Below are 23,044 nucleotides of genomic sequence, written 5' to 3' on the forward strand. Positions count from 1 at the left end.
CGCACGCTTCACGCCTCACGGACGACGCTTCACGAGACTAAAGACTATGCCGAAGTACGAACCCATTTTGTTGAAGAATATGCTGCTGCCCGGCTATGCCGGGTCGCTGGCCGAATATGAACGCGCCGGTGGGTACCAGGCCATCCGGAAAGTGCTTGGACAGCTCAGCCCGACGGACGTGACCGGTATCGTCATGAAATCCGGATTGCGTGGGCGCGGTGGCGCCGGGTTTCCGACCGGTGTGAAATGGGGCTTTCTGCCGAAAGACTACCAAGGTCCCCGTTACCTCTGCTGCAATGCCGACGAGAGCGAACCAGGCACGTTCAAAGATCGCCAACTCATCGAGCGCGATCCGCATCAGCTGTTGGAAGGGATGTTGATCGCCTGCTACGCGATCGGCGCCGCCAGTGCCTACATTTATATTCGCGGCGAATTCGTGTTGGGCGCCAAGATTCTCGAAGCCGCCATCAAGGACGCGCGTGCCGCCGGCTATGTCGGGAAAAACATCTTCGGATCCGGCACGTCCATCGATATCTGGGTCCATCGCGGAGCAGGCGCGTATATCTGCGGGGAAGAAACAGCTCTGCTGGAATCGCTCGAAGGGAAACGCGGGCTCCCACGCGTCAAGCCGCCATTCCCGGCCACGCATGGCCTGTACAATAAGCCGACCGTGGTCAACAACGTCGAGACCCTCGCCAACCTGCCGCACATCGTGAATCGTGGGGCAGAATGGTTCGCCGCCATCGGCTCGCCGCCCAAGAGCACAGGCACCCGGGTCTTCTGCGTGAGTGGACACGTGAAACAACCGGGCAACTATGAAGTCCCGATGGGTATCACATTCCGCGAATTGATCTATGAACATGCCGGTGGCATGCGAGGGAACAAACCGCTCAAGGCGTTCATCCCCGGAGGAGCCTCCGCTCCGTTCCTGACGCCGGAACATTTGGACGTGAAACTGGATTTCGAATCCGTTGCCTTGGCGGGTTCCATGCTGGGGTCCGGCGGCGTCACCGTCATGGAAGAGGGCACCGACATGGTGTGGGCCGCGCTGCGCCTGATGGAATTTTTCTACCACGAGTCCTGTGGCAAGTGCAGTCCCTGCCGGGAGGGCAGTTCCTGGCTCGTCCAGATCATGCGCCGGATCGTCAATAAGCGCGGTCGCCTGTCGGACCTTGAAACGTTGACCGACCTATGTAAGAACATCGCCGGTCGGACGGTCTGCGCCTTCGGCGACGCCGAGGTGTCCCCGATCTTGAGCACACTCAAACATTGGCGCCAGGAATATGTCGACATGATTCAGGCCGCTGAGGCGGCCAACCTGATCCGACCGGAACCAGTGGGAACGAAGCATTGACGTATCTCGTGAAGTGTATCGCGTCATCGGAGAAGAACCGACGCTGTGCATCTCTCACAACACTGCACGCTTCACGAGCGATGAACGACGTACATTATGCCTGATCAAAAGCCAGACACAGTCCGCCTCACTATCGACGGTACCACGGTCGCGGTTCCCAAGGGCACCCTCGTGATCGAGGCCGCCCGGCGCGTCGGCGTGATGATCCCGCATTTCTGCTATCACCCCAAGCTGAAGCCCGACGCGAATTGCCGGATGTGCCTGGTGGAAATCGAAAAGATGCCGAAACTGCAGACGGCGTGTAGCACGCCCGTTGCCGAAGGCATGGCCGTCCGTACCGCCACCACCACCGTCGATGACGCGCACAAGTCCGTGCTGGAATTCATCCTGGCCAACCATCCGCTTGATTGTCCGGTCTGCGACCAGGGTGGAAAGTGCGACCTCCAGGATTTTTCACATCAATACACGCCGACCACCAGCCGGTTTACCGAAACCAAACGCATCTTCCAGAAAGAATACTTCAGCCCGCTCATTGAGACGCAAATGAATCGCTGCGTCCAATGCCTGCGCTGCGTGCGCTATTGCGACGAGATCATGGACGTCAAAGCGCTGGCGCCGGTGGGCCGCGGCACGATGACGGAGATCAAGCACTTCGGGCCACACGAACTCGATTGCGAGTTCTGCGGCGGATGCATTCAAATTTGCCCGGTCGGCGCCATTACCAGCCGCCTGTCGATGTACGAATACCGCCCCTGGATGCTCAAACGGGCCGACACCATTTGCACCTTCTGCGGCGACGGCTGCCGGATCACCGTGCAAACCAAGGGCAACGAGCTGATTGAGGTGAACTCCGCACACGGTGCCGGCCGGAACAACGGTGATCTCTGTGCCCGCGGATTTTTCGGTTTCCATGCCAGCAGCCACCCCGACCGCCTGACCCATCCGCTGATTCGACGAGACGGCGCACTGGTGGAGACCACCTGGGAAGAGGCGCTGGAGTTTGTCGCCGCCCAGGCCCTTCGGTTGAAATTAGCGCACGGCGCGGACGCATTCGGCGGACTGGTCTCCTCCCGTTGCACAAACGAAGACGTCTATGTGTTCCAGAAGTTCATGCGCCAGGTGATCGGCACTAATCGGGTCGATAGCAGCGCACGGTACGGCCATCTAAACGGTGTCCACGCCTTGCGGCGCGTCCAAGGCACCCATCGTTGGACCATTGCCTTCGAAGGCATCGTCGCTGCCAACGCCCTGCTCTTGGTCGGCACCAATATCACCGAAACCAGCCCGATCACCGGACTCAAAGTGAAAGAAGCCGTCAAAAAGCGGCAGGCGGCACTCGTCACGATGGAAACCTTACATCCGGCCGTCGATACGCTGAGCAATATTACGAATCTGGCCACACACCACTTCCAAACCCATCCCGAGCAGTTCGGCAACACCGTCCTCGGACTGCTCAAGGCGGTGGTGGATGGGAATCTGGTAGACGCCACCCTCACTCAACAGTCGCCTGGCTTCGTCCAACGCGTCACCACCGCCTTGAACGGGATCTCCTGGGACGTCTTGGAAGCCGCCACCGGCCATCCACGGACTCACTGGGCAGAGACCGCTCAGCTCTTGGCGAAGGCCAAGCGCCTGGTCGTGCTGGTTGGAAACGGCGTCCTGCGTCATCCGGGAGCGGGCGCGACGACCACGAATCTCCTCGACCTGCTGATCCTCCTCGGCAAGCTGGACCAACCCGGCTGCGGGCTTGGACCGCTGGCGGAAGAAAATAACGATCAGGGCACGGTGGAGATGGGCGCGGTCGCCGAATTCATCCCCGGACCGATGCCGCTCAACGATCAAGCGGCGCGCGACCGCTTGACCTCGGTCTGGCGGGAAGAATTGCCGCGAACCCCCGGGGCCTCGCTCATCGAGATGCTGGCCGCAGCCAACAAGGGGACACTCAAAGCCTTGTTTGTCCTCGGTGAGAACCCAGTCGGCACGTTACCCGCCGCCGCCCAGGCCAAAGAAGCCCTGGCCAAACTGGACCTGCTGGTCTGTCAGGAGCTCTTTCTCACGGAGACGGCGGCCATGGCCCATGTGGTGCTCCCCGTCTGCTCGTACATGGAAAAAGACGGCACCTTTACCAATTCCGAAGGCCATGTCCAGGCCGTTCGGCAGGCGATCAATCCGATCGGAGACAGCCGCCCGGATTGGGAAATATTGTCCGCCGTGTCTGTGTTGATGGGGGTTCCGCTCGAATATGGCGACGCGCGGGAGATCCTCAAAGAAATCCGAAGCGTGATCCCCGGGTACGGCCTGCTGGGGCCAACCCCGACGCCTCCCAAGATCGACCAAGCAATATTGAGCCAGTATTTGGCCGAAGAGGCTGCTCTCGACATCAACGCCCGATACGCCGTTCGTCCTGCACCCAAACCGGCGGGCGACGTCTTCACGTTGACGTTCACACAGACGCTCTTTCATTCGGGCAAGTTGTCGACACGCTCGAAGGGGTTGCTGCAATTACAGAAACACGGAGTGTTGTCCATCAACCCGGCTGATGCCACCAGGCTAGGGCTCACGGACGGGTCCACCGTCAAGGTGTCTAATACACGCGGGGCCATCACCACGACGGTGACGCTACGCGAGCGGGTCCCTGCCGGTGTGTTGTGGTTCCCGGAGCATTTCGACGGCGAGGCTAAACAGCTCGCGGAATGGACGATTGATCCCCAGACTCAAATCCCCTATTTTAAGCTCGCGCACGTATCTCTGGCGAAGGTCTCATAGGACGAGACGAGGAGTATTGTTGTCATGGAAATCGGATTACGACTGGCGGTGTCCTTAGCTCAAATCGCCGCGGTGATGGGAGTGGTGATGCTGACCGTCATGGTCCTCACCCTCGCTGAGCGCAAAGTCCTCGGCTGGATGCAAGATCGGATGGGTCCGATGGAAGTCGGTCCTTACGGCGTCCTCCAACCCATCGCCGACGGGCTCAAACTCTTCTTCAAAGAAGACATCATCCCAGCCGGGGCAAATCGCTTCCTCTTTACGCTGGCACCGATTCTGGCACTGGTGCCGGCCATGATCGGGTTCGCGGTGATTCCCTTCGGGCCAAGCATGACCATCGAGCTGTTCGGCATGCAGGTCAAGCCGTTCGTGATCAGCGATATCAACATCGGCATTCTGTACATCCTGGCCTTTGCCTCGATCGGCGCCTACGGCATCATCCTTGGCGGCTGGTCCTCGAACAGCAAATACTCGCTCCTCGGCGGACTCCGTTCCGCCGCGCAGGTCATCAGCTACGAATTGAACGTCGGCCTGGCGATCGTGGGTGTCATTCTGCTGTCCGGTTCACTCAGTCTGGTGAAGATCACCGAGGCGCAGGCTGGCGGATTCTGGAACTGGTTCGTGATTGCCATGCCGTTCCCTCAGATTTTCGCCTTCGTGGTCTACGTGATCTCGTCGGTCGCAGAAACGAACCGGGTGCCGTTCGACCTGCCGGAAGCGGAAAGCGAATTGGTTGCGGGATTCTTCACGGAATACAGCGGCATGCGGTTTGCGTTTTTCTTCATCGCGGAATACGCGAACATGATCCTGGTCTCCTGTGTGGCTGCGGCACTCTTCCTGGGCGGGTGGAACGCCCCCTATCCCGGCACGATCCTGGGGCACCTCGGGCTGGATGCGCTGGCCTGGATCGAAAACGTCGTCTGGTTTGCCGCCAAGGTCTACTTTTTCCTCTTCCTGTTCTTTTGGTTGCGGGCCACGCTGCCCCGCCTGCGGTATGACCAACTCATGCGGTTCGGCTGGAAAGTGATGTTGCCCATCGCGCTCGGCAACATCGTGTTGACGGCGATTGCCGCCTACTTCTTCCCGCGGTAACGGAGTGCCATGAACGCCGCTGTCACAGCAGACACCAAACGGAAACCGTCATTCAGCGATTGGCTGAAGACGTTGACGTTTTATGAGCTCCTGGTGGGCATGAAAGCCACACTCACGCACCTGCTCAACTACAAACCCATCACGCTGCAATACCCGCACGAAAAGCGCCTGCTGCCGGACAACTACCGAGGCATGCTGTCGCTGTTGCGGTATGACGACGGAACGGAGAAATGCGTGGGATGTGATCTCTGCGAAGCGGCCTGCCCCTCGCGTGTGATCCGCGTCGTCAGCGGCGAAGTACCCGGCGAGCCGACCAAGCGGTATTCCAAAGAATACTATATGGACATGACGCGCTGTCTGTTCTGCGGACTCTGCGTCGACGCCTGTCCCGTGGATGCCCTCGCCATGACCCGCGAATTTGAATGGGCCGTATACGACAAGCGCCAACTCCATCTCAATAAGCAACAGCTGCTCGCCATCGGCGACCGCGCATTCCCAGTCCGGGAAAAGCGCCTCGAGCTGCAGCATCCGAACGTGGCGTTTTTCAACGTCACGTTCAAGCATCTCCCGCAAAAGGAGAACTAGGCCGCCCGCCTCGTCCTCCGTGCTGGCCCCCCACACAGAGACGATCGAGGCGCAACAGGCTGCCACCGGAGCGACAGGGGACAGGGCCATTGATCTGATTCGGACTCGATAGCGGACGCATGGACCACATTTTCTTTTTTTATTTTGCTGCAGTGATCGCCGGCACCTCCGTACTGGTCGTCGCCTTGCGTAACCCCGTGTACAGCGCGCTGGCGTTGCTGATCATGTTTTTTCACGTGGCGGGCCTGTACGTCACGCTGCATGCCGAATTCCTGGCCGCCGTGCAGATCGTCGTGTATGCCGGCGCCATTCTGGTGCTATATCTGTTCGTGGTCATGCTCCTGAGCATCAAATCTGAAGAGCGGTATCACAACCAACTCCCGGTGGCGGGACTCTTGGGCGTCACCCTTTGCACGGAAGTGCTGTTGCTGCTCATTCAAGCCCGGAGCGTCCCTTCGGCTCCAACTGGTTCGACGGATGCCGCCGCGGCAACAGGCAATACGGAAATGATCGGCGAGGCCTTGTATTCCACCTATTTGTTTCCCTTCGAAGTGGCCTCACTGATTCTCCTTGTCGCCATGATCGGGGCAATTATTTTGGCCAAGAAAGACATCATCGAGAGCACGAAGTGATCGCCGGCGAGACGACGAGCGATTACCCGGTACCTATGACCTACAGGCGCGTATGACCGTTCCCTTATCGTATTATCTGGTTCTGAGTGGGTTTGTGTTCCTCACTGGTGTGGTGGGGGTCTTGATCCGGCGCAATATCATTGTCATTTTGCTCTCGGTCGAACTGATGTTGAATGCCACGAACATCAACTTCGTCGCCTTTTCGGAATATTTCCATCAGGTGGCTGGCCAGGTATTCGTCTTTTTCGCCTTGACCGTCGCGGCGGCAGAAGTGGCCGTGGGACTGGCCATCATCATCGCCCTTCACCGGACCAATTCATCGATGTATATCGACGATCTCAATTTGTTGAAACGATAGGTTGACTGTACCGACCATGATGTACGCGCTGATCCCATTTCTTCCATTGTTCTCTTTCCTGATCGTCGGCATCGGGGAACAATGGATCAAGGATCGTGCCCATCTGGTGGCCGTCCCGGCCATGGCGGGATCCTTCCTGCTGTCGCTGCTGGCCCTGCATGATGTCGCCACCGGCGCACCCATCAATGTGACCCTGTACACCTGGCTGACGTCGGGCAATCTGGATATTCACATCGGCATTTCCATCGACCGCCTGACCGCCGTCATGCTGATCCTGGTTACCACCGTCAGCACGTTGGTGCACATCTACACCATCGGGTACATGCACGGTGAGCCCGGCTACGCCCGATTCTTCGCCTATATCGCCCTCTTCACCTTCTCGATGCTGATGCTGGTGATGGCGGACAACCTCTTGCAGTTGTTCGTCTTCTGGGAAGCGGTCGGACTCTGTTCCTACCTCCTCATCGGACATTGGTATGAGCGGCCGAGCGCCTGCGCAGCCGCCACGAAGGCCTTTCTGGTCAATCGCGTCGGAGACTTCGGCTTTATCCTCGGGCTCTTTCTCGTGTGGGTGACCTTCGGTTCACTCGATTACGTCACCATCTTTGCCCACGCGCAAGAACTGGCGTCCAACACGACAAACCTGCTCGGCCCCTTCGGCGGCACCTGGAACGTGTCGGTCATGACGATGATCTGTCTCCTGCTCTTTACCGGAGCCGTCGGCAAATCCGCGCAAGTCCCGCTGCATGTCTGGCTCCCCGATGCGATGGAAGGCCCGACTCCGATTTCGGCTTTGATCCATGCCGCCACCATGGTCACGGCAGGCGTCTTCATGGTCGCACGATTAGCCCCGCTCTATAACCTGTCGCCCACGGCCATGACCGTCGTCGCCCTGATCGGTGCGCTCACCATGATGCTGGGGGCCACCATTGCCCTGACCCAGACGGACATCAAACGGGTGGTCGCCTATTCGACCATGAGCCAGCTTGGGTACATGGTCATGGCTTGCGGTTTGGGCGCCTACAGCGCCGGCATGTATCACCTGCTCACCCATGGTGCCTTCAAGGCGCTTCTGTTTTTGGGATGCGGCTCCGTCATCATCGCGCTGCATCACGAACAAGACATGCGTCACATGGGAGGCTTGAAGGACAAGCTTCCGGTCACCTATTGGACCTTCCTCGTGGGCTCACTCGCGTTGGCCGGATTCCCGCTGACCGCGGGGTTCTTCAGCAAGGATGATCTCCTGGTCTCCTCCTGGTCGGCCGGGCCTCTGGGCCAGGTCCTGACGATCTGCGGATTGCTGACGGCTGGCCTGACCGCCTTCTATAGTTTCCGGCTCGTGTTCGTCACCTTCTGGGGCAAGTCTCACGTCGATCCCCACCATGCGGGGCATGTTCATGAACCTTCGACGACGATGACCGCGCCCTTGATGGTATTGGCCGTGCTGAGCATTGTCGCCGGCTATCTTGGCATTCCGGCATTCCTGGAGCCGGTCTTCCACGGCGAGGGGGCTGCGGGCCATCATGAAGGAAACGCGGCCTTAGGCATCATGGCGGTGGCGACACTGATGGGATTGAGCGGCATCGCGGCCGCCTATTATCTGTACGTGCTGAACCCGACGCTGCCTGATCGCCTCGCGAAGCAGTGGCGCGCCGCGTACGAGTTGTCGTTACACAAGTGGTATATCGACGAAGCCTATGACCGTTCCCTGGTCCGCCCGACCCTGTCTGCGGCACAAGGGATGTGGAAACATGTCGATGTAGCGATCATCGACGGCGCGGTCAATGGCGTCGCCCGTGCGATTGCCTGGGGCGGCTGGTTTATCAGACTGACACAGAGCGGGCAAACGCAGCATTACGCCCTTGGCATGACGTTGGGCGCCGTCGTCATCCTGACGGTCTACTTGCTGCTGTAGTTGGAAGAGATATTAGAATCCCGAATAACCGGTAGATCCTGTTACGTTTCACCCGTGGAGTAGATTTTCGTGACGTCGTTTCCCTGGTTGAGCCTAATCGTATTTTTCCCGCTGATCGGAGCCGTGCTTTGCTTCCTGGTCAAGGCTGAGTCCTCACGCTGGGTGGCGCTCTCCTTCACCGTCGGTAACTTCTTCCTTTCTTTGCCACTGTGGTGGTTGTTCGACACCTCCAACGCTCAGATGCAGTTCGTGGAACGGGCCTCCTGGATCAATTCCCCGCCAGTCAACTATAGCCTGGGCATGGACGGCATCAGTTTTCCACTGGTGCTCATGACCACCTTCCTCATGCCGTTTTGCGTCACCGTCTCCTGGACTGCGATCGAGAAGCGCGTGCCGCTCTTCATGTCCATGCTCCTGGTCATGGAAACGGCGATGGTCGGCGTGTTCGTGGCACTGGACTTCGTCCTGTTCTACGTGTTCTGGGAAGTCATGCTGATTCCGATGTATCTATTGATCGGCGTCTGGGGCGGTCCGAATCGCCTGTATGCGGCGATCAAATTTTTCCTCTACACGTTGGCTGGAAGTTTGCTCCTGCTGGTCGCCATCCTCGCCCTGTACTTCCAGGGTGGACACACCTTCGACATTCTGGAACTGAGCCGCGGAACGTACGGCGCCACGCTCCAAATGTGGCTGTTCCTGGCCTTCTTCGCCGCCTTCGCCGTGAAGGTGCCGATGTTCCCGTTCCATACCTGGTTGCCGGACGCCCACGTGGAAGCACCGACTGCGGGCAGCGTCATTCTGGCCAGCGTGCTGCTGAAAATGGGTACGTATGGATTCCTCCGCTTCACCTTGCCGATGCTTCCCGATGCCACGGTGGCATTCACCAAACCGATGATTGCGCTGTCGATCGTGGCCATCATTTACGGAGCCTATATGGCGCTGGCGCAGACCGACATCAAGAAACTGATCGCCTACTCCAGCGTCAGCCACATGGGTTTTGTCACGTTGGGCATCTTCGTGCTGAATATTCAGGGGATTGAAGGCGCGGTGATGCAAATGGTCAATCACGGCATCACGACCGGCGGCCTCTTCCTCTGCGTCGGCATCATCTATGAACGGACCCACAGCCGCCAGATTCTCGACAACACCGGACTGGCCGGCCCCATGCCGCGTTACGCCATTTTCCTGATGATTTTTGCCTTGTCCTCGCTTGGGCTGCCGGGCACCAACAGTTTCGTGGGGGAATTCCTGGTGCTGGCCGGTACGTTTGTCTGGAGTCAGTTTGCTACGGCCTTTGCCGCACTGGGCGTCATCCTGGCCGCCGCATATATGCTCTGGCTCATGCAGCGAGTCGTATTCGGAACCCCGGCAGCCGCCCATCGAGACCATCTCCTGGACCTCAATGCCAGGGAGACAGCGACATTGGTACCATTGATCGTGCTGGTGTTCGTCCTGGGGATCTTTCCGAATCCACTCTTGAGCCGCATGCATGCCAGCGTGACACATCTGCTGAACGGACCGAAGGCTCCGGCCTATGCGATCGTGCCGCCACCGGCCTCGGCCTCGACACCGGCCACACCGACCCTAGCGGCCGCGCAGCCCATTTCATCTTCTGAACAGGCAGCCACACGATGAGCATATCGCTTCAAGATCTTCTGGCGATCCTTCCCGAACTGATTGTCATCGGAGCCGCCTGTCTCGTCCTGGCCTTGGACCCCATTCTGGAGACGGCGAAGAAGGACGTGCTGGCCTGGCTGACCCTGGGGGCGCTGGCCATGTGTCTCGGCCTGACCTCGTCACAGGTGACCGGCCGCACGTATGCCTTCAGCAACATGGTGATCCTTGATTCGTACGCGGCATTCTGGAAACTGCTCCTCTATATCGTAACCGGACTGACCGTGCTCCTTTCCCTTACCTACTTGAAAGCCGAACGATTGAGCATCGGCGAGTATTACGGTTTCATTCTGCTGGCGCTGGCAGGGATGATGGTCATGGTCTCCGGGGCCGACCTGCTCACGATCTACCTCGGCACAGAGCTCATGTCGCTTTCGCTCTACGTGATGGCCGGACTCAAACGGACGGAGGCCCGCTCACTCGAAGCATCTGCCAAATACTTTGTGCTGGGCGCCTTTTCATCCGGCATCTTGTTATATGGCATTTCCCTACTCTTCGGCCTAGCCGGCAGCACCCGTTTATCGGTGATCGCCGAGGCGATTGCGATGCAGGGCACGAGCAATCCGATCTTGTCTCTGGCCTTGGTCCTGCTGGCGGTTGGATTCGGATTCAAATTGGCCGTGGTCCCCTTTCACATGTGGACGCCGGACGTCTACCAAGGCGCACCGACCTCGGTCACCGCCTTCATGGCTGTCGCCTCAAAAGCCGCCAGCTTCGGCGCCTTCCTGCGCGTGTTTGTGGAAGGCTTGGGAGGGGCAAGCGCCGACTGGTCGGTCCTCTTCACGATTATCTGTCTGGCCACCCTGGCCCTGGGGAATCTCGTCGCGATCGTGCAAACCAACATCAAGCGCATGCTCGCCTATTCGAGTATCGCCCATGCCGGCTATGCGCTGATCGGCGTCGTGGTCGCCGGGGGGCATCGCGGCGACGGCACCGTGGGCGGTTTCGCCAGCGTGTTACTCTACATCGCGATCTATTCGTTCATGACGCTGGGAGCCTTCGCGCTGATCGGCATGTTGCGCAAGGAAGGGCAAGAGAGCGAAAACATCGAAGACTATGCGGGCCTCGCCAAGCGCGAGCCGCTGGCGGCGTTCTTCATGCTGGTCTTTCTGGTGTCCTTGGCCGGTATTCCTCCGACCGCGGGCTTCATCGGCAAGTTCTACATTTTCATGGCCGCCGTGAACGGCGGTATGACCTGGCTGGCAGTCGTGGCCGTCATCTTCGCCGCGATTTCAGCCTTCTATTACCTGCGCATCGTGATGGTCATGTACATGCGAGAGCCGGAAGGAACCGCCGCCTCTCAGTCCCGGCTGGAAACCTCGCCGGCACTGTCGTTCGTCCTGGCCTGCGCCCTCGCCGGCGTCGTCTTTCTCGGTCTGTTCCCGAACGGCCTCTGGTCGCTGGCCACCCATGCGGCGCCGCTCCTCAAATAACGCTGTGCCCGGGACGCATCACTTCACAGACCTCCACCGCCTCTTCGAGGCCGGCGGATCGACGTTCCTGCACCGCATCCTGGAACCATCTGTAGACGTCCATCGCTCCGCACCGATCTTGAATCGCGCGGGCCTGCATGACTGAACTGACATTTCTCTCGAACGTGTTCGATACCTTCCGGCGACGAGGCTGTCCCAGTCTGGCCGCCTCGTTGGCGTTCTACTCGATCCTCTCCCTCTTCCCGATGGTGTTCCTACTGCTGTACGGCATCAGTTTCATCGTGAGCCAGGATGTGATTGGGTATCAATTCCTGCTCGGGTTTCTGAAGGGCTTTCTCCCCAGCATGGGCGAACGGCTAGCCAGGGACATCAGGCGTGTGGCGGAACAGGAAGAAGTGCGATGGGCCGTCTTTCTTGCCTTCGGATGGTTCGGCGCGTTGGTGTTCTACGAACTCGACTACGCCATGAACACCGTCTTCGGAACAGCGGCCAAGCGCCATCCCTTGATCTCAACGCTGGTGGCAGTCGCGTTGATCTGGATGTTGGGACTCTTGACGCTGATCTCCTTCGTGGCGACCCAGGCGATCGACCTCCTGACGGCCTATGCCCCGCGCTTCCTCGGCATGAACCTGGTGGCCATCGCCGCGCACGATTTTTTGATTGCGTATACGCTGCCGTTCCTGCTGGCCTTCGCCTCCGTCACTTGTTTGTATCGCTTTCTTCCTCACCAGCGGCCAACCTGGCGCGAAGCGACGATCGGCGGCGCGGTATTCAGTCTCCTCTGGGTCTCCGCCAAGGTTCTCTTCGTCACCTATTTGGAAGACGCTGCCGTCTACACGCAACTGTATGGTTCACTGCTCGAGGTCGTCTTGCTGTTGCTGTGGGTCTATTATTCTTCGGCACTCGTTCTGCTCGGAGCGGTGGTCACCCATGAGTGCCAATGCCGCCGCCCCGTCACGCTGGATGATTCCGCCATACTTCCTGGCTAGGCCGAGCCTGCCGCAACCACTTCGTCTCCGTTTCCCGTAACCGCGCATCAACGTTCAGCCTGCAGCGACCAACGACGGCAAGGTGCGAGCCTAGCGTGAGCGCATCGTGTCAGGGACGACGGACGGACACAGGATCGGTCACGAAGAAGCAGACAGTCCGGAAGGATGGCGTTGTTCAATGAAGTGCCCGATTGACGCGCGAGTCACCAACCCCAGCAATTGCCCATCATGCACCACCACGAGACGTTCGGCGCCAAGCGCCAACATCCGTTCCAGCGCCTGCATGGCAGACAGGTCCGGCGAGACAACCATCTCGTCGTCGGACGTCTGCATGATATCGGCCACGCGACGGAACGCCCACAAGGAATTCCTGACGGCCTGGACGTCACGCACGCCAACCACGCCGACCAGGCGGCCATCCTGAACCACCGGGAATCCCCCGTACCCATAGGGCAGGAAATACTGATTGACGGCTTCTTCCACCGTGATGTCCGGGGATAGGGCCACCACATTGGCGACCATCAACTCGCGGACCGGCACCGAGGCCAGTGACGAACGGATGGCCGCTTGTTTACGACTTCCTCGTGCAGCCGAAAACAGAAACGCCCCCAGCAGCACGATCCATCCCCCGCTGCTCGCCAACGAACTGGAAGTCGTACCGGACAGACCACCGACGAGCAACAAGGCGCCGAACAGCCCGAAGCTCACCCCGAACAGCAAGCCCACCAGTGCTGCTTGGCTTGTCGCACGGTAGTAATCTTTGCTCCAGGCCCACAAACCGGCCCGCAACGCGCGCCCGCCATCCAACGGAAACCCCGGCAGCAGGTTAAACAGCCCCAACTGCGTATTGACCATCCCCAGCAAGGTGCCCAGCGCCGTAAGCCCATGCAGGGACACTCCGGCCGGAATCCATTCCAAGAATGCCACCAACCCGAGACACAGCCCCGCCAGGAGAAAACTCACGATCGGACCGGCAATGGCGATAAGGAATTCGGCCAGGGGATGCGGCGGCTCCTTACGCATTTGCGCGACGCCGCCGAAAATGAAGAGCGTAATTTGACTGATCGGAATGCGATACCGCAGCGCTACCAACGAATGACCGAGTTCATGCAGCAGAACGGAGGCAAACAACAACAAAGCCGCCACGCCACCCATTGCCCAATATCGCGGCTCCGACAAACCGGGCAACACGTCCGGCAGATAGCCGGTCGCCAATGACCAGGTGACAAAGAAAAAGACGAAGAGCCACGAGGCATGCACGTGGATGGGAATGCCGAAGACCTGTCCGATTTTCCAATCCGGCCCCTGCATGCCATCACCGTAACAGCCACCTGAAGGAAGCGTCAACTATCGCGCGGTCTCGCCATCGGGTATACTGCGCCCATGTTTCGAATACCTGGCCTGATGGGTGTGATCGTCCTTCTCGGACTTGTCAGGGGTCTGGCCGTCGACCACGCACAGGCCCAAGTCATCAAGGCCGGCCCGACCTCCTGCCCCGCCGTGGCGTTGACCTACGATCTCTGCCCGGTGCGCACCGCCTCAGGATTTGATCGCGAACTGATCGACTTCCTCATTGCACACAAGGTGCCGGCCACATTTTTCATGTCCGGGCGCTGGATGGCCAAGCACGATGCCGAAGTCAAAGAACTCCTGGCTGTCCCCTTTTTCGAGATCGGCACGCACGGCGATGTCCATGCGCACCTTCCTATGCATGAGATGAAGGAGCAGCAGCAAGAGATCATGGGGCCGGTGCGTGCCCTCAAGAACACCTACGGCCGGCCGGCCATCCTGTTTCGACCGCCGTATGGGGAGTATAACGACGTGACCGTAGAGGCCGTGAAGGCGCTCGGCCTGCGATTCATCTTGTGGAACATCGAGTCCGGCGACCCGGACCCCACCCTCAGCGCCGACGCGATCCTCTCGCGTGTGCAGAAACGGCTCACGCCCGGCAGCGTGATCGTGCTGCATGCCAACGGAAAGGGCAAACACACTCGAGAAGTGACAGAGGCCTTGGCCGGAAACCTGCTGGGAAAGAAAGGCCTACGCGCGATGACCGTATCGGATCTCCTGCAATGCAACCAACCGACGAGCGACCCCACACACTGATTCGCGAGATGCGGCCTGAAGATCGCGATGCCGTGGTCGCCATCCTGACCAGCTCCGATCCTTGGAAGCGGCTCGGCTTTACGGCCGTTGACTGGGGACGCATCTTTTCCCCGCTCCCCGTCGGCCGGGACACGTTTGTCCTCGAAGGGGAAGGCCTGGTGCTCGGCATCGCCATCGTACGCAGAAAATTCCTCTTCGGCGATTATTTGGAACTGCTTGGCATCTCGCCGACAGCCACCGGCCGGGGGTTCGGAAGCCGCTTGCTGTCGCACATCGAATCGCTCACCTTCGCACGAGCCCCGAACCTGTTCGCCTGCGTATCAGACTTCAACGACGGCGCCCGCGCGTTCTATCGCAAGCAGGGGTATAAGGAAATCGGTCCCATGCCGAATTTCCTCATTCCCGGATACGCCGAAATTCTGCTCCGGAAGACGAGCGGGCCCGCGAAAACGATGTGAGGGCATTGCGATTAGGCTGCTCAAAACATTTTCCAGGAAGGCCGCAAGGAACGAGGACCCCGAGGCGTACGCGGAGGGTACGTTGAGGGGTTCGAGCGACTGAGAACGCCGCTGGAGGAGGTTTTCAGCAGCCGGCAAAGGAGACGAGATGATGTGCGTGAAAAAGCTCCTCCATACCCGCATGCGCGTGAGCGACATGGATCAGACGATCCGGTTCTACCAGGACGTCCTAGGTCTGGAGGTGCTGGAGCGCAAGGTCTCCCCTCGCGGCTCTCATCTCGCCTTCCTGAAAGTCCCCAACAGCGAAGAACTCATCGAACTGTGCAGCTTTTCTGCGAGCGGCCCTGTCAGGGTACAGGAAGATCTCGTCCACCTCGCGTTTGAAGTCGAAAATTTGGACGAGACGATCCGGAGTTTACAGTCGAAACAGGTGGCGATCACCGACGGCCCGACGCACACCTCTTCCGGGAGCCGGTTCATCTTCATCGATGCGCCCGATGGGTACGAGGTCGAACTCATTGAACGACCGCCCGGCACGACGCTGGTGTAAACGCGTCGTTCGTCGCCCGTCACGCATTGTTCGTCTTTCACCGAGCGAACGATGCGCCTCCTAACCAGCCCCTCCGCGTCCCAGTGACTGCGCAGGCCAACCCATTGACGAATTCTCATCCGCCCCAGTATTGTTCCTCCGCGTCACGTTTCACGAACGACGAACAAGGAGAGCGCAGATGAAGAACGGGTTTTTTCGCGGACACGGACTCGGCAACGACTATGTGGTGATGGATCCCAAGGAACTCAGCTTCAAGCTGACTCCCGGGAAAATCCGCGGCATCTGCGATCGTCATTGGGGTCTGGGCAGCGACGGCATCCTGGCGCTCGTGCCTTCCAAGAAGGCGGACTTCGGCCTGCGAATCTACAATCCGGACGGCAGCGAGGCCGAAAAGTCCGGCAACGGGCTACGCATCTTTGCTCGCTACCTGCATGCCACCGGCAAGACCAAGAAGCGTGCATTCACGGTCGAGACCAAGGGTGGCCTGGTGTCCATTGCGCTGCATGTGGACCGCCATGGAGATGCCGCCTCCGCCACTGTCGAGATGGGCCAGGCGACGTTCCAACCGGCAGCACTTCCCTGTACCCTCGACATGGACGAGTTGATCCAAGCGCCGATCAAGGCCGCTGGCCGGTCGCTCCGGTTCACCGGCGTCAGTGTCGGCAATCCTCATTGCGTGGTCTTCAAGGAGAAGGGCGAATCCTGGACCCGTGAGGACCTGCTCATCTTTGGCCCCGCCCTGGAAAACCACCTCCTGTTTCCCAAACGGACCAACGTGCAACTGGCCGTACCGACCGGCCCCAAGGAAATCTTTATCCTGATCTGGGAGCGCGGCGCCGGGGAGACTCAGGCCTCCGGCTCTTCCTCCTGTGCTGCGGCAAGTGCCGCCGTCAAACTCGGGCTCGTCAAGGGTCCCGTCACGGTCACGATGCCGGGGGGCACGCTCAACATCGAGGTCGCCGAAGATTTCAGCCTGACCATGAAGGGACCAGTGGCGGAAGTCGCCCGGGGAACGCTCAGTCCGTCCTTCGTGCGAGGACTTCGTTAAGCTGGACGCCATCAGCGTGGGCGCGACATTGCAGAGGATTTGCAGCAACCATTAGAATCGCTTACAACCCAGGTTGCACAGTTCCTTTCTCGGACCGCTGAAAGCTGATCGCTCATGGCTGACTTCCACGACGCGCTCCAGTCCAAGCTCGACCACTTGCCTGACCAACCGGGCTGCTATCTCTTTCGAAACGCAAAGAGAGAGATTCTGTATGTCGGGAAAGCCGCGGTGCTGGCCGACCGCGTGCGCTCGTATTTTCAGAAGGGCAGCGATCAGACACCCAAGACCAGCTTGCTCGTCAGCGAGATTGCCGACCTCGAAACCATCGTCACCCGCTCTGAGTTAGAAGCGCTGATCCTCGAAAGCAATCTGATCAAGCGCCACCGTCCCCGATTCAACATCGTCCTGCGCGACGACAAACAGTATCCCTATTTGCGGTTACCGATCAAAGAGCCCTTTCCCCGCCTGTCCATCGTTCGCCGCGTGCACAAAGACGGGGCGCTCTATTACGGACCCTATACGCCGGCCGGCGCACTCCGTGAAACCTTGAAAGTCATTCGCAAAGCGTTCCCCCTCGCCACCTGTGACATCGAGATCGACGGCCGGGCGGACCGAGCCTGCATCGAGTTTGAAATCAAACGGTGCATGGCACCTTGCACCGGTAACCAGTCCCGCGAAGACTATCACCTGATCGTCAACCAGGTGCGCCAGTTTCTTGAAGGTCGGGACCGGGAACTGCTGGACAGCCTGCGACAGAACATGGAATCTGCAGCTGAACGGGAAGAGTTCGAAGAGGCGGCCCGCTTACGGGACCGGCTGTTCAGTGTGGAGCGGACGCTGGAGAAGCAACGCATTACCCAGGTCAGCACCTCCGACCAGGATGTGGTCGGACTGGCTCGCCAAGGCACGGCAGCGGACCTGCAGCTGCTGTTCGTGCGCGGCGGCCTACTGATCGGGCGGAAAGATTTCTTCTGGCCGCAGTCCGCCGACTCCAGCGACGAAGAACTCGTGCGCTCCGCGATCGAGCAGTTCTACAACAAGGAAGGGCAACCGCCCAAAGAACTGTTGGTACCGACCGACCTCTCCGATGCGCTCCTGATTGAACAATGGCTGAGCGAGAAGCGGGGTGATGCCGTTCGGCTCCTCACTCCGGAGCGGGGCACGAAACATCAGTTGGTGCTGCTCGCGGAAGAAAATGCGGCCGCCGCCATCGCGGACCATCTGCGCAACGAGGCCCTCGACCGGCAGGCCACGGCGGAACTGAGACGCTTGCTCCGTCTAGACGTCGCCCCTCGCCGTATCGAAGGCTTCGATATCTCGAACATTATGGGAAACCAGTCCGTCGCGTCCCTCGTGGTGTGGGAAGACGGACAGGCCAAGAAGGCCGACTACAGAAAATTCCGCATTCAAACGGTGGAAGGGGCCAACGATTTTGCCAGCATGCAGGAAGCCGTCATGCGACGATATGGCGCCACGGAAGACCTGGCACGGCCGGATCTCATCCTGATTGATGGCGGCCTCGGGCAGTTGAGCGCCGCCATCGAAGGGCTGAAACACGTCGGACAGGAACAGATTCCGATCATCGGCCTCGCCAAAGCTCGCGGCGAGAAGGACGAGCGGATCTTTCTCCCGGGGCGTAAGAATCCCATCGTCCTGCGGCCGACCTCCCCCGCCACACACCTCGTGCAGCGGATCCGCGACGAAGCCCACCGATTCGCGCTCACCTATCACCGGAATCTGCGTGGCAAAGCGCTGCTCTCTTCCGAACTGGACCAGATCGTTGGCATCGGCAAAATCCGCAGGAAACGGCTTTTGAAGCTATTTGGGAGCGTACAACACATTGCTGCCGCCACCGACGACCAACTCAAGACCGCCGGCCTTGATCAAGCCACCGTCGCTGCACTACGTAAAGCCCTCACCCCGGCCTGACTCTCGCCACCTGACCTTGGCTGTATGCGGTTCGATACACCCGTATCCGATTGGGTACGCCGTGTCAGCCTTGTCTGCCGCGTCTCGATCCGCGGCAGACGAATTTTCTCCTTGCACGACAGGCCTTTCATCGCTACGCTCACTCCCCATGGCGATCTACGTACTAGGTACGTAGATTGCCTCTTCAGAGAATCGATCCGACTTTTTACGCTCACCAGGAGGCATCCCGATGAGGATGTGGCCCATCGCCGGCGTCCTGACGTTCGCGCTCCTGACCGCCTGCGCAACCCCGCCGGAAATCAAACAAGCGCTCGCGGCCAAAGACCAGGCCTACGCAGAGAATGAGCGGCTCATGCAGCAGTATCGTGAGCTGGTGAGCAATATCACTACCAGGCACCTGCAGTGGTACCGCTATGTGCAGACACGCCTCAAACTGGATTTGGCCCTTCAATGGGCGACCACCAATCCGCGGGTAGCCGACGTCCCGGAGGCTGCCATGGCCGAAGATGATGCGGCGGAGCTCGGTCCAGACGTCTTGCGCGTCATTAATATGATCCGCCTGAAGTCTCTCCCCGAACGCAAAGGGCAAACCGGGCAACCCGTATTTGCCGCCGGATCGGGCGACATGAGCAACCTCGTGCAGCAACTCCCGGAGTTGATCGCCCAGGTGGAGCGGCGCGTCTCGACAGATGCCAAAGCGCCGCAGGCCGTTGATTTGACCGCGTTCGACCACTACCGCACCAATGTCGACGTGCTCCGCCGGATCAATGGCCTGATCAAGCAATACCTGGACATCGACGTCACGCTGAGTCAAACGGAGACCCAGTCCCTGGCCGACGCAATTCGGACGGTGCGGCGATGACCCATCTTCCCGTCGCTCACCAGAAGGAGTCCTCCATGGTCAGCCGAAGCCTGGCACGATTCTCCTTCGCCATATTGATGCTCGTCGCGACCGGGTGTCACTCCATTCACAGCAGTTCGGTCCGCGAGCTCCTTCAATTGGAAGGAACCAAGATCGACGCCGCCCAAACGAATATTGATCTCTTTCAGAAGGAAACCGAATCGCGGGTCAGGTACCTGGAGCAAGCCCGCGCCGAACTCCATGAAGCGTTCAAATCTCTCCACATGCAGGAAACCAAGCACCGCTTCGCCCTGGCGGCCTTTCGAAACTTGACTACTCGGAAGGGAGACTCCGCCTATGCGGCCGCCTACCTCACTAGCCTTATTTATATGGAGGACGTGCAGGGGCTTGAGAAAGCGGTCTGGAATCAATTCGAGGCAGACTTCTGCGGCCTGCGCGACACGGCGAACGCCCTCAACGACTCCTGGAAACACACCGCCACCCTCCATGCCCAGGTGAATCGTTTTGCCAAACAATCAGCCTTGGCCTCGGTCGATCCGGAGTTCGTCGCGGCACTTCTCAGCCAAGCTCCGAATCGTTCTGAGCAGATCATGGGAATCTTGAACCAGTCCCGCACGGCCAATGACGCCTTGGAAGAAGTGGTCGGGGCGCGCATTCTCCGCATTGGCGGACTTGATCGTGCGCAACGATTCACTGCGGACCTGGTCGAGCTGCTGGACCGGCTCAAGAAGGATGACGGACAGTAACGGAGGACGCTATGAACCGCAGCTTTGAGGGAGTGGTGACCTTCCTCCGGGACAACGACACTGTGTTGAAACAGCTGATGGAGACGGGCGAGACCGCGACCCATGAGATTGAAGAGCTTGCCACCCGCTTAGACCATGCGCGCGAGGAGGCGCAAGTGTTGATCGATCAACTGGGTGCGGTGGCGTTCAGCGTCGGGCAGCAGGACGAGACGAAGGTGAAGCAGACCGCGCTGTTGGAAGCCGTCACCGCCTTACGGAAGAAATTCGAAATGTATAAGAATGACCCGCTACGACGAGGTATTTATGCGGCGGAAATTTCCAACCTGTACCTGCAGTTGGCCAACACGTTCAACAACACCACCGTCTCTCAAATTGTCCCCTTCGCCCAGGACGAGATCGAGGGCTACAAAGAGTTGATGAGGAAAGCCGTGCTCGACGCCGCCTCGCGGCAGAAACGTGCCGCGGTGCTCAAGGCCGGGGTACAGATTTCGCGTCTGGCGCTGAGCGTGGCCGGGAAATTGGCGCTGGCCTAGGAAAGAGGGGAGCCGCACCCGTGATGTGGACACCAGCCGGAATCATCGCCATTCTCTTCTGTGCCGCCTGCAGCCTCGATGCATCCTCGCGCGGCCCCTTCGGCCCTGCGGATCCCGAGACCCCCGTTCCGAAACGATCGCTCCCCGCACACGTTCCGGCAAGACACGTTCTGGAATTCACGGCCGATGAGTCGCCCGGGCATGTCAAACCCAAAATGGCCGGAGCCGCCATGGATGCCGGCGTCACTCGATCACCCAGCCCGATCATGCCGCTATCGGTACGTGACGTGGCCTCGATGAGGAACGCCGCTGAAGCCGACCCCCGTGTCGCCGCCCTGCTGGGCGCACGATGGGGATTTATCGATGCCGATGCAACCCCGCCGAAGAGCAAAGTTTCCTTTGGTTGCTGTCAGATCAACTCACGATTCACCAGACTCACCTACTTCAGCTATAGCCATAACGTGGCCGTCGACGTACGCATGAAAGACGGGGGCGTCCTGGAGGCTTCTCGATCCGAAGGGTACCTCCCGCCGGAAGGACCGCAGGATGTGGCACGGGGCATTGAACTGGCGCGTGCCGATCAACGCCTCGCCGGCAACGTGCGCGACATGCAAGGCCATGGTCTTCTCATGCAGCCGGATCGGGGGTTCTTCAGAAACGACCCGGGGTATAGCCATCGGGTGATGTGGATCACCTTCTCGCAGGGAGTGGGCGGAGACCCCAAATATTGGGCACAGGTCGACCTCACGGATGACCGTGTACTGGACGCGGGCGCTGAGCCGCCTCGTTAACGGTCGGCACGTGTGCGAACGAAACCGGGCGGCGCGGTGACGGGCGAGGCGTGATAAGCCGGTTCAGTCATCGACAGGCACGATCTGGCGCTGCCGCCCGGCAAGGCTTGAAAGGAGAGCGGATGAAACGTGTCCTGACCGGCATCCTCCTGCTGTGCGGACTCCTGACATCGCCGCTTGCCGGTGCGGCTAATCCCACCGCTGAACATCTGCAATGGGGACGCTGGAGCTTTGACTATGAGGTTCGGGACAACACCGGCCTGGCGCTCAGAAACGTGACCTATGACGGGGAGCTCGTCCTCGGCAAAGCCAGCATGCCGGTCCTGCGCGTCAAATATGTGAAGGAACGCATCTGGTGGAATCCCTTCACGTGGTTCGGATCCCGCGCCGACAGCGGGCGCTGCGGCCCATTCCAGGATCGACTGCGCTGGCAGGACCTGGTCCCCATCGTCAACTGTGGCAACAATACAGTCTGTGTTGAAAGCTCCACGCTGAACGGGACCAAGTGGCTTGAACTCGGCATCTATGCGCGTATTGGGGAGTACCACATTTACCAGTCCTGGCATCTGTCCGACGACGGAGAACTTCGCCCGATTGTTCAAAGCCGCGGACTCTCCTGCAATACCGACCACATCCACCACCCCTACTGGCGCTTTGACTTCGACATCGATGGCAACGGTATGGACCAGGTCTTTGCTCATGACGACGGGGGAACCGATCATGGCTGGGGCCCCGGATGGACGAAATATACGAACGAACGTAACGACGTGAAAGTCTCCGCCACCCACCGGACCTGGTTCATTCGTGATCAACTCACCGGTCACGGCGTCTGGCTCCTTCCTGGAGAAGGGTACGCGCCCCTCAAAGGCGACGGAGAACGAGATGACTTCGCCGACCATGATGTTGCCATCCGGCGTGCCAATCCGGACGAAGACCTACCCTGGGTGTTTGGGGCACGCGGACAACTGGGCTATGACCAGGACAACCAGAGCGTGCAAGAGCAGGACGTCGTGGTCTGGTATGTGGCTCATCTTCCACACATGGCTGCCCTTGGCCCGACGAAATGGCTGACCCTTGGGCCAACCCTCAAAATTCAACGCTGACCACCTCTCGCCGGCTCACCTGGCCCTCTCTTCAAGACCCAGAACGCCATCCCTTTCCCGTTGCGGTTCATACCTTAGGCACTCTATACTAGGTGCAGGTTACCCTAGATCCCGCTCATT

The 23,044-nt window shown here is 59.6% G+C and carries 21 protein-coding genes; 20 read left to right on the forward strand and 1 reads right to left on the reverse strand.

All coding sequences use genetic code 11. The features are described from left to right. The first annotated feature begins 46 nt into the window (after window positions 1-46). From nuoF to JNL86_18150, 10 genes are all read left to right on the forward strand, one after another. A complete protein-coding gene (gene nuoF, locus JNL86_18105) occupies window positions 47-1,354 on the forward strand; it encodes an NADH-quinone oxidoreductase subunit NuoF (GenBank protein ID MBL8044827.1) in 1,308 nt (435 codons plus the stop codon). Between the two features lie 96 nt (window positions 1,355-1,450). Continuing rightward, complete coding sequence (gene nuoG, locus JNL86_18110; GenBank protein MBL8044828.1) at window positions 1,451-4,120, forward strand: NADH-quinone oxidoreductase subunit NuoG; 2,670 nt, start codon at window positions 1,451-1,453, stop codon at window positions 4,118-4,120. A gap of 24 nt (window positions 4,121-4,144) precedes the next feature. Continuing rightward, on the forward strand, window positions 4,145-5,212 hold the full coding sequence (gene nuoH / locus JNL86_18115) for an NADH-quinone oxidoreductase subunit NuoH (protein MBL8044829.1): 1,068 nt from the start codon (window positions 4,145-4,147) through the stop codon (window positions 5,210-5,212). 9 nt (window positions 5,213-5,221) lie between these two features. Continuing rightward, a complete protein-coding gene (gene nuoI, locus JNL86_18120; protein ID MBL8044830.1) occupies window positions 5,222-5,797 on the forward strand; it encodes an NADH-quinone oxidoreductase subunit NuoI in 576 nt (191 codons plus the stop codon). 119 nt (window positions 5,798-5,916) lie between these two features. Next, window positions 5,917-6,429, forward strand: a complete 513-nt coding sequence (locus JNL86_18125) for an NADH-quinone oxidoreductase subunit J (GenBank protein ID MBL8044831.1) — start codon at window positions 5,917-5,919, stop codon at window positions 6,427-6,429. 52 nt (window positions 6,430-6,481) lie between these two features. Further along, entirely contained in the window at window positions 6,482-6,787 is a 306-nt protein-coding gene (gene nuoK, locus JNL86_18130; GenBank protein MBL8044832.1) for an NADH-quinone oxidoreductase subunit NuoK, read from the forward strand. A gap of 16 nt (window positions 6,788-6,803) precedes the next feature. Then, window positions 6,804-8,702 carry an NADH-quinone oxidoreductase subunit L gene (gene nuoL / locus JNL86_18135; protein ID MBL8044833.1) on the forward strand — a complete coding sequence of 633 codons (1,899 nt, stop codon included), beginning with the start codon at window positions 6,804-6,806 and terminating at the stop codon, window positions 8,700-8,702. Window positions 8,703-8,771: 69 nt separating this feature from the next. Continuing rightward, window positions 8,772-10,337, forward strand: coding sequence for an NADH-quinone oxidoreductase subunit M (locus JNL86_18140; GenBank protein ID MBL8044834.1), 1,566 nt, complete (start codon window positions 8,772-8,774; stop codon window positions 10,335-10,337). Further along, window positions 10,334-11,809, forward strand: a complete 1,476-nt coding sequence (locus JNL86_18145) for an NADH-quinone oxidoreductase subunit N (GenBank protein ID MBL8044835.1) — start codon at window positions 10,334-10,336, stop codon at window positions 11,807-11,809. The genes JNL86_18140 and JNL86_18145 overlap by 4 nt, the downstream gene beginning before the upstream one ends. 137 nt (window positions 11,810-11,946) lie before the next feature. Then, a complete protein-coding gene (locus JNL86_18150) occupies window positions 11,947-12,798 on the forward strand; it encodes a YihY/virulence factor BrkB family protein (protein ID MBL8044836.1) in 852 nt (283 codons plus the stop codon). A gap of 138 nt (window positions 12,799-12,936) precedes the next feature. Here JNL86_18150 and JNL86_18155 read toward each other — a convergent pair whose 3' ends face one another. Then, window positions 12,937-14,109 (reverse strand): site-2 protease family protein, encoded by a 1,173-nt coding sequence (locus tag JNL86_18155; protein ID MBL8044837.1) that lies wholly within the window; start codon window positions 14,107-14,109, stop codon window positions 12,937-12,939. Window positions 14,110-14,181: 72 nt separating this feature from the next. Here JNL86_18155 and JNL86_18160 point away from each other — a divergent pair, with 72 nt between their 5' ends. The 10 genes from JNL86_18160 to JNL86_18205 all read left to right on the forward strand — a co-directional run bounded on the left by JNL86_18160 (window position 14,182) and on the right by JNL86_18205 (window position 22,924). Further along, window positions 14,182-14,904 carry a polysaccharide deacetylase family protein gene (locus tag JNL86_18160; GenBank protein ID MBL8044838.1) on the forward strand — a complete coding sequence of 241 codons (723 nt, stop codon included), beginning with the start codon at window positions 14,182-14,184 and terminating at the stop codon, window positions 14,902-14,904. Between the two features lie 8 nt (window positions 14,905-14,912). Next, window positions 14,913-15,362 (forward strand): GNAT family N-acetyltransferase, encoded by a 450-nt coding sequence (locus tag JNL86_18165; GenBank protein ID MBL8044839.1) that lies wholly within the window; start codon window positions 14,913-14,915, stop codon window positions 15,360-15,362. A 151-nt stretch (window positions 15,363-15,513) separates the two neighbouring features. Continuing rightward, window positions 15,514-15,912, forward strand: coding sequence for a VOC family protein (locus tag JNL86_18170; protein MBL8044840.1), 399 nt, complete (start codon window positions 15,514-15,516; stop codon window positions 15,910-15,912). A 178-nt stretch (window positions 15,913-16,090) separates the two neighbouring features. Then, window positions 16,091-16,960: a diaminopimelate epimerase gene (locus tag JNL86_18175; protein ID MBL8044841.1), complete on the forward strand. Its 870-nt coding sequence runs from the start codon at window positions 16,091-16,093 to the stop codon at window positions 16,958-16,960. 114 nt (window positions 16,961-17,074) lie between these two features. Continuing rightward, window positions 17,075-18,889 carry an excinuclease ABC subunit UvrC gene (gene uvrC / locus JNL86_18180; GenBank protein ID MBL8044842.1) on the forward strand — a complete coding sequence of 605 codons (1,815 nt, stop codon included), beginning with the start codon at window positions 17,075-17,077 and terminating at the stop codon, window positions 18,887-18,889. Between the two features lie 229 nt (window positions 18,890-19,118). Then, on the forward strand, window positions 19,119-19,751 hold the full coding sequence (locus JNL86_18185; GenBank protein ID MBL8044843.1) for a hypothetical protein: 633 nt from the start codon (window positions 19,119-19,121) through the stop codon (window positions 19,749-19,751). Between the two features lie 35 nt (window positions 19,752-19,786). After that, on the forward strand, window positions 19,787-20,497 hold the full coding sequence (locus JNL86_18190; GenBank protein MBL8044844.1) for a hypothetical protein: 711 nt from the start codon (window positions 19,787-19,789) through the stop codon (window positions 20,495-20,497). An 11-nt stretch (window positions 20,498-20,508) separates the two neighbouring features. After that, window positions 20,509-21,030, forward strand: coding sequence for a hypothetical protein (locus JNL86_18195; protein ID MBL8044845.1), 522 nt, complete (start codon window positions 20,509-20,511; stop codon window positions 21,028-21,030). A 20-nt stretch (window positions 21,031-21,050) separates the two neighbouring features. Beyond that, window positions 21,051-21,821, forward strand: a complete 771-nt coding sequence (locus JNL86_18200) for a hypothetical protein (protein MBL8044846.1) — start codon at window positions 21,051-21,053, stop codon at window positions 21,819-21,821. A gap of 122 nt (window positions 21,822-21,943) precedes the next feature. Beyond that, on the forward strand, window positions 21,944-22,924 hold the full coding sequence (locus tag JNL86_18205; protein ID MBL8044847.1) for a hypothetical protein: 981 nt from the start codon (window positions 21,944-21,946) through the stop codon (window positions 22,922-22,924). Window positions 22,925-23,044 lie beyond the last annotated feature (120 nt).

This window comes from Nitrospira sp. (genome assembly GCA_016788885.1).
Classification (GTDB): Bacteria; Nitrospirota; Nitrospiria; order Nitrospirales; family Nitrospiraceae; genus Nitrospira_A.

Excerpts from the sequence above, each read along its gene's own strand:
- nuoF (MBL8044827.1), top strand. The coding sequence starts at position 47 with ATGCCGAAGTACGAACCCATTTTGTTGAAGAATATGCTGCTGCCCGGC.
- nuoG (MBL8044828.1), top strand. The coding sequence starts at position 1,451 with ATGCCTGATCAAAAGCCAGACACAGTCCGCCTCACTATCGACGGTACC.
- nuoH (MBL8044829.1), top strand. The coding sequence starts at position 4,145 with ATGGAAATCGGATTACGACTGGCGGTGTCCTTAGCTCAAATCGCCGCG.
- nuoI (MBL8044830.1), top strand. The coding sequence starts at position 5,222 with ATGAACGCCGCTGTCACAGCAGACACCAAACGGAAACCGTCATTCAGC.
- JNL86_18125 (MBL8044831.1), top strand. The coding sequence starts at position 5,917 with ATGGACCACATTTTCTTTTTTTATTTTGCTGCAGTGATCGCCGGCACC.
- nuoK (MBL8044832.1), top strand. The coding sequence starts at position 6,482 with ATGACCGTTCCCTTATCGTATTATCTGGTTCTGAGTGGGTTTGTGTTC.
- nuoL (MBL8044833.1), top strand. The coding sequence starts at position 6,804 with ATGATGTACGCGCTGATCCCATTTCTTCCATTGTTCTCTTTCCTGATC.
- JNL86_18145 (MBL8044835.1), top strand. The coding sequence starts at position 10,334 with ATGAGCATATCGCTTCAAGATCTTCTGGCGATCCTTCCCGAACTGATT.
- JNL86_18150 (MBL8044836.1), top strand. The coding sequence starts at position 11,947 with ATGACTGAACTGACATTTCTCTCGAACGTGTTCGATACCTTCCGGCGA.
- JNL86_18155 (MBL8044837.1), bottom strand. The coding sequence starts at position 14,109 with ATGCAGGGGCCGGATTGGAAAATCGGACAGGTCTTCGGCATTCCCATC.
- JNL86_18160 (MBL8044838.1), top strand. The coding sequence starts at position 14,182 with ATGTTTCGAATACCTGGCCTGATGGGTGTGATCGTCCTTCTCGGACTT.
- JNL86_18165 (MBL8044839.1), top strand. The coding sequence starts at position 14,913 with ATGCGGCCTGAAGATCGCGATGCCGTGGTCGCCATCCTGACCAGCTCC.
- JNL86_18170 (MBL8044840.1), top strand. The coding sequence starts at position 15,514 with ATGTGCGTGAAAAAGCTCCTCCATACCCGCATGCGCGTGAGCGACATG.
- JNL86_18175 (MBL8044841.1), top strand. The coding sequence starts at position 16,091 with ATGAAGAACGGGTTTTTTCGCGGACACGGACTCGGCAACGACTATGTG.
- uvrC (MBL8044842.1), top strand. The coding sequence starts at position 17,075 with ATGGCTGACTTCCACGACGCGCTCCAGTCCAAGCTCGACCACTTGCCT.
- JNL86_18185 (MBL8044843.1), top strand. The coding sequence starts at position 19,119 with ATGAGGATGTGGCCCATCGCCGGCGTCCTGACGTTCGCGCTCCTGACC.
- JNL86_18190 (MBL8044844.1), top strand. The coding sequence starts at position 19,787 with ATGGTCAGCCGAAGCCTGGCACGATTCTCCTTCGCCATATTGATGCTC.
- JNL86_18195 (MBL8044845.1), top strand. The coding sequence starts at position 20,509 with ATGAACCGCAGCTTTGAGGGAGTGGTGACCTTCCTCCGGGACAACGAC.
- JNL86_18205 (MBL8044847.1), top strand. The coding sequence starts at position 21,944 with ATGAAACGTGTCCTGACCGGCATCCTCCTGCTGTGCGGACTCCTGACA.